15 protein-coding genes are annotated in these 14,891 nt (G+C 62.1%); 12 read left to right on the top strand and 3 right to left on the bottom strand.

The features are described from left to right. Positions 1-2 precede the first annotated feature (2 nt). From CFBP6623_RS23860 to CFBP6623_RS23870, 3 genes are read left to right on the top strand one after another with little or no spacing between them, the layout of a single operon-like run. Positions 3-1,040, top strand: coding sequence for a FecCD family ABC transporter permease (locus CFBP6623_RS23860; protein ID WP_408606505.1), 1,038 nt, complete (start codon positions 3-5; stop codon positions 1,038-1,040). After that, positions 1,037-2,077, top strand: coding sequence for a FecCD family ABC transporter permease (locus CFBP6623_RS23865; RefSeq protein ID WP_137002586.1), 1,041 nt, complete (start codon positions 1,037-1,039; stop codon positions 2,075-2,077). Before CFBP6623_RS23860 ends, CFBP6623_RS23865 begins: the two co-directional genes overlap by 4 nt. Beyond that, positions 2,074-2,898 carry an ABC transporter ATP-binding protein gene (locus CFBP6623_RS23870; protein WP_080843042.1) on the top strand — a complete coding sequence of 275 codons (825 nt, stop codon included), beginning with the start codon at positions 2,074-2,076 and terminating at the stop codon, positions 2,896-2,898. Before CFBP6623_RS23865 ends, CFBP6623_RS23870 begins: the two co-directional genes overlap by 4 nt. 41 nt (positions 2,899-2,939) lie before the next feature. Here CFBP6623_RS23870 and CFBP6623_RS23875 read toward each other — a convergent pair whose 3' ends face one another. Then, positions 2,940-3,827: a LysR family transcriptional regulator gene (locus tag CFBP6623_RS23875; protein ID WP_080843043.1), complete on the bottom strand. Its 888-nt coding sequence runs from the start codon at positions 3,825-3,827 to the stop codon at positions 2,940-2,942. A gap of 126 nt (positions 3,828-3,953) precedes the next feature. Here CFBP6623_RS23875 and CFBP6623_RS23880 point away from each other — a divergent pair, with 126 nt between their 5' ends. Further along, complete coding sequence (locus CFBP6623_RS23880; protein WP_080843044.1) at positions 3,954-4,310, top strand: antibiotic biosynthesis monooxygenase; 357 nt, start codon at positions 3,954-3,956, stop codon at positions 4,308-4,310. 94 nt (positions 4,311-4,404) lie between these two features. Here CFBP6623_RS23880 and CFBP6623_RS23885 read toward each other — a convergent pair whose 3' ends face one another. Beyond that, entirely contained in the window at positions 4,405-5,277 is an 873-nt protein-coding gene (locus tag CFBP6623_RS23885) for a helix-turn-helix transcriptional regulator (protein ID WP_080843045.1), read from the bottom strand. Between the two features lie 134 nt (positions 5,278-5,411). Here CFBP6623_RS23885 and CFBP6623_RS23890 point away from each other — a divergent pair, with 134 nt between their 5' ends. The 6 genes from CFBP6623_RS23890 to CFBP6623_RS23915 all read left to right on the top strand — a co-directional run bounded on the left by CFBP6623_RS23890 (position 5,412) and on the right by CFBP6623_RS23915 (position 11,382). Beyond that, on the top strand, positions 5,412-6,626 hold the full coding sequence (locus tag CFBP6623_RS23890; RefSeq protein WP_080843046.1) for an amino acid ABC transporter substrate-binding protein: 1,215 nt from the start codon (positions 5,412-5,414) through the stop codon (positions 6,624-6,626). A 70-nt stretch (positions 6,627-6,696) separates the two neighbouring features. Next, the gene (locus tag CFBP6623_RS23895) at positions 6,697-7,569 is read left to right on the top strand and encodes a branched-chain amino acid ABC transporter permease (RefSeq protein ID WP_080843047.1); all 873 of its coding nucleotides are present in this window, start codon (positions 6,697-6,699) and stop codon (positions 7,567-7,569) included. Then, the gene (locus CFBP6623_RS23900; RefSeq protein WP_046801184.1) at positions 7,566-8,474 is read left to right on the top strand and encodes a branched-chain amino acid ABC transporter permease; all 909 of its coding nucleotides are present in this window, start codon (positions 7,566-7,568) and stop codon (positions 8,472-8,474) included. Before CFBP6623_RS23895 ends, CFBP6623_RS23900 begins: the two co-directional genes overlap by 4 nt. Continuing rightward, entirely contained in the window at positions 8,471-9,199 is a 729-nt protein-coding gene (locus tag CFBP6623_RS23905; RefSeq protein ID WP_080843048.1) for an ABC transporter ATP-binding protein, read from the top strand. Before CFBP6623_RS23900 ends, CFBP6623_RS23905 begins: the two co-directional genes overlap by 4 nt. Continuing rightward, positions 9,192-9,914, top strand: coding sequence for an ABC transporter ATP-binding protein (locus CFBP6623_RS23910; RefSeq protein ID WP_080843049.1), 723 nt, complete (start codon positions 9,192-9,194; stop codon positions 9,912-9,914). Before CFBP6623_RS23905 ends, CFBP6623_RS23910 begins: the two co-directional genes overlap by 8 nt. A gap of 16 nt (positions 9,915-9,930) precedes the next feature. After that, positions 9,931-11,382: an aldehyde dehydrogenase gene (locus CFBP6623_RS23915; RefSeq protein WP_080843050.1), complete on the top strand. Its 1,452-nt coding sequence runs from the start codon at positions 9,931-9,933 to the stop codon at positions 11,380-11,382. Between the two features lie 30 nt (positions 11,383-11,412). Here CFBP6623_RS23915 and CFBP6623_RS23920 read toward each other — a convergent pair whose 3' ends face one another. After that, positions 11,413-12,309: a choline sulfate utilization transcriptional regulator gene (locus CFBP6623_RS23920; protein ID WP_080843051.1), complete on the bottom strand. Its 897-nt coding sequence runs from the start codon at positions 12,307-12,309 to the stop codon at positions 11,413-11,415. Positions 12,310-12,403: 94 nt separating this feature from the next. Between CFBP6623_RS23920 and choX the strand changes: the two genes are divergently transcribed. Beyond that, on the top strand, positions 12,404-13,357 hold the full coding sequence (gene choX / locus CFBP6623_RS23925; RefSeq protein ID WP_080843052.1) for a choline ABC transporter substrate-binding protein: 954 nt from the start codon (positions 12,404-12,406) through the stop codon (positions 13,355-13,357). Between the two features lie 15 nt (positions 13,358-13,372). Further along, positions 13,373-14,887: a choline-sulfatase gene (gene betC / locus CFBP6623_RS23930; RefSeq protein WP_080843053.1), complete on the top strand. Its 1,515-nt coding sequence runs from the start codon at positions 13,373-13,375 to the stop codon at positions 14,885-14,887. Positions 14,888-14,891: the final 4 nt, after the last annotated feature.

The following is a 14,891-nucleotide window of genomic DNA, read 5'->3' on the forward strand; positions in this document are numbered from 1 at the left end:
CAATGCCTGGGGCCGACGGCGCTCCCACCCTGCCATATGCCGGTCGCTCCAGCCGCAGGCGCGCACTCTGGCTTGGCATCGTGCTGGCGCTACTTGCGGTCCTTTGCGCGCTTTCGGTTGCCATCGGCACGCGTGACGTATCGCTGGCCGATATTACCGCAGCGCTTGCCGGCAGGGTTGAGACGGTTGCGGAAGCGGCCGTCGCGGTCCGCCTGCCGCGCACGGTACTTGCGCTTCTGGCCGGTGCGGCGCTCGGTCTGGCAGGAGCGATCATGCAAGGCGTCACTCGCAATCCGCTGGCCGATCCCGGCATTCTCGGCGTCAATATGGGTGCGTCGCTCGCCGTCGTCATCGCCATCGTCTGGTTCGGCATTGCCTCTTCGCAGGCTTTCATCATTGCCGCGATTGTTGGCGCAGGTATCTCTGCCGTTTTCGTTTATGTCGTTGGTTCGCTGGGACGCGGCGGGGCGACGCCGCTGAAACTGGCACTTGCCGGTGCCGCCACATCCGTTGCCTTCTCGTCACTGGTCATCGCCGTGGTGCTGCCGCACAGCGATATTGCCGGTGGCATTCGCGCCTGGCAGATCGGCGGCGTCGGCGGCGCGACCTTCGAGCGCATCGAGACCGTGCTGCCGTTTCTCGCCGCCGGTTTTGCCATCAGTCTGCTTTCGGCGCGCAGGCTGAATTCGCTGGCGCTGGGGGACGAGCTTGCTGCCGGCCTTGGCGAAAATGTCGCTGTCGCCAGAGCCGTTGCCTCCTTCGGCGCCATTCTGCTCTGCGGTGCGGCCACAGCCATCTGCGGGCCTATCGGCTTTGTCGGGCTGGTGGTGCCGCATCTGTGCCGGCTGCTTGTTGGTGTCGACAATCGCTGGCTGCTGCCGTTTTCCGCGCTTGGCGGCGCCTGCCTGCTGCTTGCTGCCGATATTGTCGGCCGTATCGTCGCACGACCGTCGGAACTTGATGTCGGCATCGTCACCGCGCTGGTCGGAGCGCCGTTCTTCATCTGGATCGTCAGACGCCAGCGGGTGCGTGAACTATGACCATGCACGCTGCCGTCATCGACACATTGGTCTTGAACCGCCAGACCCGCCACCGCCGGCGTCGCCTTGTCATCGCCATTCTGTCGGCCCTCCTGATTGCCGCATTCACCCTGACGCTGATGCTGGGGCAATCCTTTACTCCGCCCGGTGAGGTGATCCGCGTCTTGGCTGGCGAGGATATTGCCGGCGTCAGTTTCACCGTTGGGCAACTGCGCCTGCCGCGCGCGCTGCTCTCTGTGCTGGCCGGGCTGAGCTTCGGGCTGGGCGGTGTTTCCTTTCAGATCATGCTGCGCAATCCGCTCGCCAGCCCCGATATTATCGGCATCAGTTCCGGCGCAAGCGCGGCGGCCGTCTTCGCCATCGTCGTGCTGCAGCTGAACGGGCCGCTCGTCTCGGTCTTTGCCGTCATCGCCGGTCTTGGCATTGCGCTGCTGGTCTATCTCCTCTCCTTCCGCAACGGCGTGGCGGGAACACGGCTGATCCTCGTCGGCATCGGCGTTTCGGCCATGCTGGAAAGCGTCATTGCCTATATCCTCTCCGCCGCGCCGGCATGGACACTGCAGGAGGCGATGCGCTGGCTGACGGGCAGCGTCAATGGCGCCAAACTTGCCCAGACCTCGCCGCTCCTCATCGCGCTTATCCTGTTCGGCGGGCTTCTCATCAGCCGTGCGCGCGATCTTGAGGCGCTCCGCCTCGGTGATGATGCGGCCGCCGCGCTCGGTGTGCGGGTCGGGAAAACGCGCATCATCGTCATCATCGCCGCCGTGGGGATGATCGCTTTTGCCACGGCGGTCTCAGGTCCCATTGCCTTTGTCGCGTTCCTGTCGGGGCCGATCGCCGCGCGTATCGTCGGCAGCAACGGCTCGCTGCTCATTCCCGCAGCACTTGTCGGCGCGGTTCTGGTGCTGGTGGGGGATTATTGCGGCCAGTTCCTGCTGCCGGGCCGTTACCCGGTCGGCGTCGTTACCGGCGCGCTGGGCGCGCCCTATCTGATTTACCTTATCGTGCGGGTCAACCGCAGCGGAGGCTCGTTATGACCGGCCACTCCCTTTCCGTAAGCGGCCTTTCCGCCGGCTACGGTGAAACCCTTATTATCGAAGGGCTGGACCTCGTTGTTCCGCGCGGCAGGATCACGGTCATTGTCGGCGCCAACGCCTGCGGCAAGTCCACCCTGCTGCGCAGCATGTCTCGGCTCATCACGCCCCGCGCCGGTCAGGTCCTGCTTGATGGCAAGTCGATCCACCGGCTTCCTTCGAAAGAACTGGCGCAGCGCATGGGCCTGCTGCCGCAGTCGCCGATCGCGCCGGAGGGCATTGTCGTGGCTGATCTCGTCAGCCGTGGCCGGCATCCGCACCACGGCCTTTTCGCCCGCTGGTCGCGGCAGGACGACGAGGCGGTTGCGGCAGCCCTCATCGCCACCGATACGGTGGAGCTTGCCGAACGGCCGGTGGATGAACTGTCGGGCGGCCAGCGGCAACGCGTCTGGATCGCCATGGCGCTTGCCCAGCAGACCGACATATTGCTGCTGGATGAACCGACCACCTTCCTCGATATCAGCCATCAGGTCGAAGTGCTGGACCTTCTGACTGACCTTAACCATGCCCGGGAGACCACCATCGTCATGGTGCTGCACGATCTCAATCTTGCGGCCCGGTATGCCGATCATCTCGTGGCCATGCGGGACGGAAAGCTGCATGTCTGCGGCACGCCGGAAGAGGTGTTGACGGAAGAGAATGTCCGCCGCGTTTTCGGCATCGAAAGCCGGGTCATCGAAGATCCGACATCGGGCAAGCCGATGATGCTGCCGATCGGGCGGCACCGGAGTGGGGTCGCGCGGCTGCAAGATAGCAATATCTAGCCGCATGCGATTTATTTCCGGGGTAGACGTCTGTTAAGTCTTCACGGCTTGAAGAGATTGGCCGCCATATAGTCTACGAATACCCGCACCTTGGGTGATAGATACCGGCTTGTGGGCCATAGCACCCGGAAGGCGCCGGTCGCCGCCAGGTAGTCATCAAGCACGGATACCAGTTTTCCCTCCGCGATTTCAGAGGCCGCTGCGAAGAGTGGAAGACATGTGATGCCGAAGGCGTGCTGAGCGAGGTGGATCAACGGCTCGAGCGTGCTTGCCACGGTGGTTGCCGGAAGGTTCAGCTTGATTTCCTGCCCATCGCGAACGAGTGGCCAGGGTTCCAGCTTGCCGGAATTGGCAAAGCGGTGGTGCAGGCAGCGATGCAGGAGTAGATCTTCCGGTTCTTTGGGGCAACCGTGTGCGGAAAGATATTCGGGTGACGCGACGATCACATGCCGGAATGTTCCGAGCTTTCGGCTCATCAGGCGTGTGTCTTTCAAATCGCCGGTGCGGATCACGGCGTCGAAACCCTCCTCGATGACATCGACGATGCGATCGGTGAAATCGAGATCGAGATTGATCTCCGGATAAGTGCTCATGAAAGTGGATATCGTCGGCATCAGCAACATGCCCGCAAGCGGCAGGCTGACACGCAGCTGCCCGCGCGGGACGGCCTGTGATCGCGACAGTTTCGCCTGCGCTTCCTCATATTCCGACTGGATGCGCCGGCAGGTGTCCAGAAAATAGCTTCCCTCTTCCGTGAGGGCGATGCTGCGCGTCGAGCGATTGAAGAGACGAACACCCAGTTCGTCTTCCAGCCGGGCGACGGCTTTTCCAACCGCGGAGCCGGATATTCCCAGACGGTGTCCCGCCGCGACGAAACTACCGGCTTCGGCCACCTGAACGAAGATGCCGAGCGTACCAAGCTTGTCCAAGATTGCCCCATTGCGGAAATATTTTCCGATATGTTGAGAGTTGCGGCCCGTTTATCCGCTATTTCCGAGGAGATATCCAGACCGTGCCACGCCGATAAGGGCTGTGCGTATCAAACGGAGATATCAATGGAAACGACACCGATTGCCTGCTTTTCAGGCGCGCCTGCTGCCACAACCTTCATCGTCAACGTCATCCACGTTCACCCGGGCAAGCAGGAAGAAGCCTTTGCCATCATCCAGGACGTTGTCCACTACGTTGCGGAACGGAAGGAAGGATTTCTCTGGAGCAACCTCGCGAAAAGCAAGGACGGCCTGACCGTCGTCAATATCGAAGCGATCCAGGATGCCGGCAATGTCGACGAGTTCTTTACCGACCCGGTTTTCGTTGAGAAATTCAGGCGGCTGGATACGGTTTCGAAGAGCGAATTCCACGCCTATTCCGTCGATGATCTCGTCCTTCCAAAACGGATCGCGACCGAGTGAAGGTCTGGGGTGGTAGGTTTTTCTGACTGGAATGAAGCGGACCGGCAGGGACTGACCCTGCCGGTGCCGGCGTGGCGCTCTCACACCAGAACAGTCACGGCCATGCCGCATAGGATGGCGGCGGCACGTTTTGCATGCGCATCCCCATTCGCCGGAAACGGCCGGGTGAGGTGCCTTCGTTGCGGGTGAAGAAGCGATTGAAATAGCCGGGGTCCTGAAATCCCAATCGGAATGCGATTTCAGCGACTTGCAGTGAAGAGTTCAGAAGAAGATCGCGCGCTTCGGAGAGCAGTTCGCGATGAATATAGGCCTGTGGCGAAAGCCCCGTCGCCTTGCGCACCGCAAATCCAAGACGTTCGCGGTTGACGCCGAGTTGCCTCGCATAGTCTTCCACACCCCATTGATCGCGTTTGTGCTGGCTGACGAGCAGCACGAAACGCTCGGTGAGGCTGCCGGGGGTCGAGAGGGCTGCGGCAATATCGGCGATGGCGTGCTGGCAGATGCGGATGAGGGTGACGGAGAGCAGGCTGGCGATGATCGTGTCCGAACCGGTTGTCGCGCGGACATTTTCGCTGGCGATGGTCTCGAGATAACCCGCCAGTTCCTGCCGGTCCTTCTCCGCCGGCGCCTGCGTCAGAACACGCTGCAATATATTGCGCACGGCGCTCGCGCTCGTGCCGGTGGGCATCGCATGGGCAAGCCCGATTTCGCTCGTCCTCAGCAGCGATCCACGGCTTCCGGCATTCAGCCGCAGGCGGCCGGCGGGGCCGATGGGCAGCCAGACAAGCCCCGGCGCCGGGACAGGCAACGTCTTTTCACCCTGTATGATCTCCGCTTCCCCGGCTGAAAGGAGAAGCAGATGGGCGCTATCCGATTCCAGCCGGAATTCCGATACGCGCAACGTCGAGGCGAGGGTGCGCGCCGTGATCTCCACGCGATTGCCGGCAATCTGGCTGTACAGCGGCATTCGGCCTCCAAAAGTACAATAATGCGCTACATTAGTGCATTTTATATGCGGCTGTCATTGCTAAACTTTGATCAGCGCAGGGGAAAGCCTTGAGGAGAACGGCAACCCCGATAAGGCGCTTTGGGAGGAACATCATGAATAGTCTGAAGCGCAGAACGCTGTTCTGCCTGCTCTCTGGTGCTGCCCTGTCGGCGGTATCTTTCGGTCACGCCATTGCGCAGGACCGCACCTCGGTGAAGATCGGTTATGCCGTTTCCAAAAGCGGCGCCAATGCCACGGGTGCTGGCATCACCACCATTCCGAACTACAAATTATGGGTGAAGGAGGTCAACGATGCCGGTGGCCTCACCCTGCCGGATGGCAAGCGCCTGCCGGTGGAAGTGGTGGAATATGACGACCGTTCCTCGGCCGAGGATGCGGTACGGTTCACCGAGCGTCTGGCCAGCCAGGACAAGGTCGATTTCATTCTGCCGCCCTGGGGCACGGGCTTCAATCTGGCCGTCGCGCCGCTTTACGACCGTTTTGGTTATCCGCAGCTGGCTGTGACCGGCGTGACCGACAAGGCGCCGGATTTTGCAGCGCGCTGGAAAAAGAGCTTCTGGATGCTGGGCGGCGGTCATGACTATGCCAATGCGCTCGCCGATGTTTTGAAAGCCGCGCGCGATGCCGGCCAGATCAACGACAAGGTCGCGGTGATTTCCGTGGCTGACGGTTTCGGCATCGATCTCATCAAGGCCGCGCGGCCGGCGCTGAAGGAAGCGGGTTTCACACTTGCCTACGACAAGACCTATCCGGTCGGCACTTCGGATTTCGCAGCACTGGTCAACGAGGCGGCGGCGAGCGGTGCGGACAGCTTCATCGCCTTTTCCTATCCGCCCGACAGTTTTGCGGTAACGAAACAGGCGCAAACGGCGAAGTTCAACCCGAAGGTGCTTTATGTCGGCGTCGGCGGTGCTTTCCCGATCTTCCCGAAGGTTTCCGATGGCAAGCAGGAGGGCGTGATCAGCATCGGCGGCGTCGATGGCAGCAGCGACAAGATCGAGGACTATTTCAAACGCCACGAAGCCTTCATCGGCACCAAGCCGGACAGCTGGGCAAGTGCCATCACCTATGCGAGCCTCGAAATGCTGGCCCAGTCCATCCAGCGCGTCGGTCTCGACAAGGCGGCGGTTGCGGGCGAGCTTTCGACTGGAAGCTTCGAGACTGTGATCGGCCCGGTCAAGCTTGAAGACAACCAGCTTCGCCAGCTCTGGTGGGCGGGGCAATGGCAGGGTGACCGTTTCGTGGCGATTGCGCCCGCGGACCGTGCAGGCGCGGCGAAGCCGGTCGTTCCGAAGCCGCAATGGTGAGCCTTTGCCGGCCGGGGCCGTGAACCCCGGCCGGAAGGCTTCGGCCATCTTCCATACTGGAGACATTCCCTTGTTTTTATCCACCCTCATCTTCGGCTTGATGCTGGGAGGGACCTATGCGCTGATCGCGCTTGGACTTTCGCTGCAATATGGCATCGCCCGCATCATGAACCTTGCCTATGGCGAAGTGCTGATTGCGGCTGCCTTCATCGCCTTCGTGCTGTTTTCCAGCTATGGCCTGTCGCCGCTCTGGTCGCTTTTCATCATCGTGCCGCTCGGTTACGTCCTGTCTTTCGTGATCTACCGGGTCATGATGCGGCCGCTGGTGCGCCGTTCGGGCGGCTCCGGCCGTCTGGAAGTTGATTCCATTCTGGCGACCTTCGGGCTGCTCTTCGTTATCCAGGGCATCATGCTCGTGGTATTCGGCGGCAACTACCATTCCTATTCCTATCTCGCCGATGGCGTCGACATCTTCGGCACGACGGTGGCGCTGAACCGGCTCCTGTCCTTCGGCCTGTCTGTCGCGATTGGCGGCGGGCTTTATCTGGCGCTCACCCACAGCCGCTGGGGTCTCAACCTGCGGGCTGTGGCGCTGGCGCCCAAATCCGCACCGCTGGTCGGCATCGATGTGAACCGTGTGGCCTCGATCGGCTTTGCACTTGGCGGCGCACTCGCCGTGGCGGGCGGGGTGATGATTTCGATGTATCAGACCTTCTCTGCCTCCTATGGCGTGGTCTTCACCATGAAGGCGCTTGTCGTCGTCATCATGGGCGGTGTCGGCAATCTGCTCGGCGCGCTGGTTGCCGGCCTGCTGCTCGGCCTCGTGGAAACCTTCGTGCTTGTTTATGTCGATCCCGGCCTCACGCTTGCCGCCACCTATCTGCTCTTTCTCGTGGTGCTGCTCTGGCGTCCGGAAGGCATCTTCGCAAGGAGGGGCAAATGATCCCGCTTCTCATCGGCCTTGCCGCAGCCGCGCTGCTGGCGCTTTCCCCATTCTTTTTCGATGCCTATGGCGTCGGCGTCATCATCGGCCTTCTGGGTTATGCGACGCTCGCCTCTGCCTGGGCGATGTTCTCCGGCCCGACCCGCTATATTTCGCTCGCCACCGTCGCCTTCTTCGGCGTCGGGGCCTATACGGTCGCGGTGCTGAGCGAGGTTCTGCCCTGGCCACTCGTGCTCCTGTGCGCGGCTCTTGTCGGCGCGGCGCTGGCGCTTGTCGTCGGGCTTTCCACATTGCGCGTCGCGGGCATTTATTTCGTGATCTTTTCCTTCGGTCTTGCCGAACTCATCCGCCAGCTCATCACCTGGTATGAGGTGAATGTGACCGGCACGCTGGGGCGTTACATCTTCCTGCCGCTGGAGCCGCAGCATGTGCTGTGGCAATTGCTGGCGCTGGCTGTCGTCACTCTTCTGCTGGCGATCCTCATCGACCGCAGCAAGCTCGGACTGGCGCTGAAGGCAATCGGTGACGACGAGGTCGTGGCCGCCCATGCGGGCATTAATCTCGCCCGCACCAAGCTGACGCTCTTTGTGCTGTCGGCCACGCTCATCACGCTTGTCGGCGCCATTCAGGCCCCGCGCTGGGTCTATATCGAGCCAGCCATCGTCTTTAATCCGCAGGTATCGTTCCTCACCGTCATCATGGCCCTGCTTGGCGGAGCCACACGCCGCTGGGGACCCATTCTCGGTGCGGTGCCGCTGTTCCTGCTGTTCGAGTGGCTGGGCGCGAACTTCCCCAACCATTTTTCCATCATTCTCGGCGCTCTCTTCATCCTCATTGTCTTCGTGCTGCCGGATGGCGTGCTGGCGGCGCTGGAGAAGTTGCGCAAAAAGGAGAAAGCCGCATGAGCGCCGTTCTCGAAATCACCGATATCCGCAAGACCTTCGGCGGGCTGAAGGCGGTGGATGGTCTTGGTCTCACCATCGAGGCCGGCGAGGTCGTCGGGCTGCTCGGGCCGAACGGTTCCGGCAAGACGACGCTGATGAACCTGATCTCCGGGGCGCTGAAGCCGACGGAAGGATCGATACGGCTGAAAGGGCAGGAGATTGCCGGCCGGCGGCCGGATGTGATTGCGCGCGCCGGCGTGGCACGCACCTTCCAGCTAGTGCGACTTTTGCCGTCGCTTTCCCTGCTCGAAAATGTCGCGGTGTCGGCCATGTTCGGTCCGCAACGTCTGTCGCGTGCCGAGGCGGAGAAGGTCGCGCGGGCCTGCCTCGAAAGGATTGGCCTTGCGGGGCGGGAGACGATGCCTGCCGGCGATCTCACCTATATCGATCAGAAACGCCTTGAACTGGCGCGTGCGCTGGCGGGCGAACCGAAGCTTCTGCTTCTTGACGAATGGCTTGCGGGCCTCAACCCCACCGAACTTCAGGAAGGAATAGCGCTGATCCGGCGGCTGGCATCGCAGGGAACGACGATCCTGCTGGTGGAACACATCATGGCCGCCGTGCGCGCGCTCTGCCCGCGCTCCGTGGTCATGGCGGCCGGTCGCAAGATCGCCGATGGGCCGACGGCAGTGGTGCTTGATGATCCGCAGGTCATTTCCGCCTATCTGGGAGCGGCACATGCTTGAAATAGATGCACTGACAATCCGTTACGGCAAACATCTCGCGGTTGACGGCATATCGCTCAATGTCGCCAAGGGCGAAACGGTGGTGCTGCTTGGCGCCAATGGCGCCGGCAAGTCTTCACTGCTGAAAGCGGTCGGCGGCATGGTGGCTCCGGCCTCCGGCGAGGTGCGCGTCAATGGCACGTCGCTTGCCGCTGTCCCCGCCCATCAGATCGTGGAGCGGGGCGTGGCGCTGGTGCCGGAGGGGCGCGGAATTTTCGCGGCGCTGACGGTGGAGGACAATCTCCGTCTCGGGGCCAATCCCCGCCATGCCCGTTCAGCGGAAAAGACGACTCGCGAACATATTTTCTCGCTATTTCCGCGCCTTGCCGAGCGGCGGCAGCAGCTTGCAGGCACCATGTCCGGCGGCGAGCAGCAGATGGTCGCCATCGGACGGGCGCTGATGTCGGCACCCGATTATCTGTTGCTGGACGAGCCGAGCCTCGGCCTTGCGCCCATCGTCACGCAGGAACTTTTTGCCGCCCTGGCGGAGATCAAAAAGAGCGGCCTTTCCATTCTGCTCGTGGAGCAGAATGTACGTGAAAGCCTTGCGCTTGCCGATCGCGGTTATTTGCTGGAAGCAGGACGGACTGTCGGGGCGGGCACGGCTGAGGCCCTGTCCGCCGATCCCGCCGTGCAACGGGCGTTTCTCGGCGGCACCACCGCCGCCATTGTCTGAATTCAGGAGGAAGACCATGCAGACTGCCAATCTTTTCATCGCCGGCGACCATTGCCCGGCCACAAGCGGCAAGCGCTTCGAACGCAGCAACCCCATTACCGGCGACGTGGCGACCAGTGCGGCGGCGGCAACGGTGGAGGACGCTACCCGTGCCGCCGATGCCGCGGCCGCCGCTTTCCCGGTCTGGTCGGCAACGCCGCCCGGTGAACGCCGTCGCCTGCTTCTGGCCGCCGCGCAGGCGCTTCTTGCCGCCGGGCCTGATATTACCCAGGCGATGAAGGAAGAAATCGGCGCAACCGATGCCTGGGCCGGCTTCAACGTCAAACTGGCGAGCGACATGCTGGTGGAGGCGGCGAGCCTGACGACCCAGATCAAGGGCGAGATCATCCCCTCCAACCGTCCCGGAACCATGGCGATGGCGCTGCGCCAGCCGGCGGGTGTCGTGCTGTCCATTGCGCCGTGGAATGCGCCGGTCATTCTCGGCGTGCGCTCCATCGCCACGCCGCTTGCCTGCGGCAATACGGTTGTCATGAAGACCTCGGAACTTTGCCCACGCACCCATGCGCTGATCATCGAAGCCGTCGCTTCGGCGGGTCTGCCGAAGGGCGTGCTCAACGCCGTCTCCAATGCGCCGGAAGACGCGGCAAAGATCGTCGATACGCTGATCGCACACCCCGCCGTCAGACGCGTGAATTTCACCGGCTCGACCCGTGTCGGCCGCGTGATTGCTGAAACGGCCGGTCGTTACCTGAAACCGGCGCTTCTGGAGCTTGGCGGCAAGGCGCCGTTCATCGTGCTCGACGATGCCGATATCGATGCGGCTGTCGCGGCTGCGGCCTTCGGCGCTTATATGAATCAGGGCCAGATCTGCATGTCGACGGAGCGCATCATCGTGCTCGACAGCGTTGCCGATACATTTGTCGAGGCCTTTGCCAAAAAAGCTTCGAGCCTCACGGCCGGCGATCCGCGTGAGGGCAAAACACCGCTCGGCTCGCTGGTCAGCGCCGAAGCGACCGCCCGTATCCGGGCGCTGGTGGATGACGCCGTCTCCAAGGGTGCACGGCAGGTCGCCGGTGGCGGCGGCAACGGCACGATGCTCGATGCGATTGCCGTCGATGGCGTCACTCCCGCCATGCGGCTCTATTCGGAGGAAAGTTTCGGTCCTGTCGTCTCCATCATCAGGGCCGGCAGCATCGATGAGGCGGTGAGCATCGCCAATGAAACCGAGTTCGGCCTGTCCGCCGCGATTTTCGGCAGGGATCAGGCACGGGCGCTTTCCATTGCCGCCCGCATTGAAAGCGGCATATGCCACATCAACGGCCCGACCGTTCACGATGAAGCGCAGATGCCCTTCGGCGGCGTCAAGGCCTCCGGATACGGCCGTTTCGGCGGCACGGCGGGCATTGCGGAATTCACCGAACTGCGCTGGGTTACACTGCAGGACGGGCCGCTGCATTATCCGATCTGAACCGGAAACGGTACAGGCTGGCGGGCGGCGTCATCGCCGCTCGTCGATCAGCCAGCCGGTGAGTTTTCTCACCGCGCTGTCGCTGCTTTTCGGTCGCATCAGCCAGTAGCCGCGTCCCGGTGCGTCAAGGCTTGGGCCTGCCGTTACCAGCACGCCGGCCTCGAGCAACGGATCGACCAGCCCGGCCCAGCCGAGCGCGAACCCCTGTTCGCCGATGGTTGCCTGCACCACCATGGTGTAATTGTTGAAGCTGATATCGCCGCCATCGTGGTCGGCCGTTCTCAGCACGCCGAAGTGCTTGAAATAGGAAGGCCAGTCGAACCAGTGCGCCTGCGAGGTGTTTTCGAGGTGGATGAGCTTCCGTCGCGAAAAATCCGCAACGGTCGCGGGTGCCGGTGTCCCGGCCAGCAGGGCAGGCGAGCAGACCGGCGTGACCTTTTCCGAAAGCAGCAATACCGCCCCGTCGCCCGCTTCCTGCCGCGTTCCGAAAATGATCATCACGTCGCTATCGTGTTTGCCCTGGCCGAGCGGGTCCTGCGTGGCGACGATCTGGATATTGATATCCGGATTGAGCGCGCGAAAACCATGCATGCGCGGGATGAGCCACAAGGACGAAAAGGCATAGTCCGTGTGCAGACGGATGGTCTGCCGCTCCTCCGTCCGGCGAAGCTGCTGAGCGAGAAGGTCGATGGCGTCGACATTGCGCGAGACGATCTCGAAAAGCCTCTGACCCTCCGTCGTCAGTTCGATGCCGCGATGTCTGCGCTGCACGAGCGCCACGCCCAGTTCCTCCTCCAGCCTGCGAATCTGATAGCTGACGGCTGGCTGGGTCAGCCGCAGGGATGCCGCCGCAGCCGTCAGGCTGCCGCGGCGGGCAACCTCGGTGAAAATGCGCATCCATCCCAGATCGAGCGGTCGGTCTGACATTAAAATTCCTTATATCAACTATCGAAAAATACCCGCTTCACAGGCAAAAGCAACGTGGTGTTCAATAAACTGGATTGATAAAAGGGGAGCCGCAATGAAAACCATTTCTCATCTGCATCGCATCGCCGCCGGTCTCATTCTGTCCGTGGCGGCCTTCTCCACCCCGCTTCAGGCGGCCGATGACGCGGCCTGCAAGACGATCCGTCTCAGCGATCCCGGCTGGACCGACATCACCGCCACCAATGGCGTCGCTTCCGTCCTGCTCGATGCGTTGGGTTATGAGGCCGACGTCAAGACACTGTCGGTGCCGATTGGCTATCAGGCGATGAAAAACGGCGAGATCGACGTTTTTCTCGGCAACTGGATGCCGGCCCAGAAATCCTTCGTCGATGACCTGAACGCGGCCAAGGCGGCCGAGGTGATGACGAAGAACCTTGAAGGCGCAAAGTTTACGCTGGCAGTGCCTTCCTATATGGCGGAAAAGGGCGTCAAGGATTTCGCCGATCTCGCCAAACATGCCGATGAGTTCGAAAGCAAGATCTACGGCATCGAGCCGGGTGCACCGGCCAACCAGAATATCCAGAAGATCATCGATGCCAATGATTTCGGCCTGAAAGGCTGGCAGTTGGTCGAATCCGGCGAGCAGGCCATGCTGGCGCAGGTGGAGCGGGCTGGCAGGGACAAGAAGGCCGTGGTCTTTCTTGCCTGGGCGCCGCATCCGATGAATGAGAAGATCGATATCGCCTACCTCTCCGGCGGTGACGCCTATTTCGGCCCGAATTTCGGCGGCGCGGAAGTCCATACGCTCGCCCGCACCGGTTGGCCGCAGCAATGCCCGAATGCGGCGACGCTGTTCAAGAACCTGAAATTCGATATCGGCATGGAAAATACCCTGATGGGCTCCATTCTCGGTGGTGAGGATTCGAAGGCCGCGGCGGCGGCCTGGCTGAAGGCCAATCCGCAGGCGCTGGATGGCTGGCTGCAGGGCGTTACCACGCTGGATGGCAAGCCGGGTGCGGATGCCGTCAAGGGTAAGCTGGGCCTCTAAAATCGGAAAGTGGAAATGCCGCGTCCCAATATTCTGATCCTGATGGCCGACCAGTTTAACGGGACGTTTTTTCCCGATGGCCCGGCCGATTTTCTCCATGCACCACATCTGAAAGCCTTGGCGGAGCGGTCTGTCCGCTTCGCCAACACTTATACCGCAAGCCCGCTCTGCGCACCGGCCCGCGCCTCCTTCATGTCCGGGCAATTGCCCAGTCGCACGCGGGTTTACGACAATGCCGCCGAATTTGCTTCCGATATTCCGACCTATGCCCATCATCTGCGGGCGGCGGGTTATTACACCGGCCTTTCGGGCAAGATGCATTTTGTCGGGCCCGACCAGCTGCATGGCTTCGAGGAACGCCTGACGACGGATATCTATCCGGCGGATTTCGGCTGGACACCCGACTATACCAAGCCCGGTGAGCGGATCGACTGGTGGTATCACAATCTCGGTTCGGTGACTGGCGCAGGTGTCGCGGAAATCACCAACCAGATGGAATATGACGACGAGGTGGCCTATCACGCCACCCGCAAGCTCTACGACCTGTCGCGCCGGCTCGATGATCGCCCGTGGTGCCTGACGGTCAGCTTCACCCACCCGCACGACCCCTATGTGGCGCGGCGCAAATTCTGGGACCTCTACGAGGATTGCCCGGCGCTCGACCCGCAGACGCCGGCGATTGCCTTCGAGGAGCAGGACCCGCATTCGAAGCGGTTGCTGGAGGCCTGCGATCACGAAGCTTTCGATATTTCGGCAGAGCAGATGCGCCGGGCACGGCGCGGTTATTTCGCCAATATCTCCTATATCGACGAGAAGATCGGCGAAATCCTCGACGTCCTGAAGGCGACGCGGATGGAGGAGGACACGATCATCCTCTTCCTGTCGGACCATGGCGATATGCTGGGCGAGCGCGGCCTGTGGTTCAAGATGTGTTTCTTCGAGGGTTCCGCCCGCGTGCCCTTGATGATCGCCGCACCCGGCTGGCAGCCGGCTTTGATCGATGCACCGGTCTCGACGCTGGATGTCACGCCGACGCTGTGCGGATTGGCGGGGCTCGATATCACTTCACTCAAACGCTGGACGGATGGCGAAGATCTGGCGGCGCTGGCTGCTGGAGCTGGCGAGCGCGGCCCGGTGCCGATGGAATATGCCGCCGAAGGCTCCATCGCGCCGCTCGTCGCCATCAGGGACGGCCGCTACAAGCTGTCGGTCTGCGAGGCCGATCCGCCACTGCTCTACGATCTCGAAGCTGACCCGGAAGAGCGCATCAATCTTGCCGGCGATCCCGCTTTCAGCGATGTGCTCTCATCGCTTTCCGCCGAGATTGGCCGGCGTTGGCAATTGCCGGGGTTCGACGCTGCCGTTCGCGAAAGTCAGGCGCGGCGCTGGGTGGTCTATAAGGCGCTGCGCAACGGCGCCTATTATCCGTGGGATTACCAGCCCTTGCAAAAGGCCTCGGAACGCTACATGCGCAACCACATGGACCTCAACGTGCTGGAGGAAAACCAGCGCTTTCCGCGCGGGGAATGAGGCG

Origin of the sequence: Agrobacterium tumefaciens, assembly GCF_005221385.1 — a bacterium.
In the GTDB taxonomy this organism is placed as follows: Bacteria; Pseudomonadota; Alphaproteobacteria; order Rhizobiales; family Rhizobiaceae; genus Agrobacterium; species Agrobacterium tomkonis.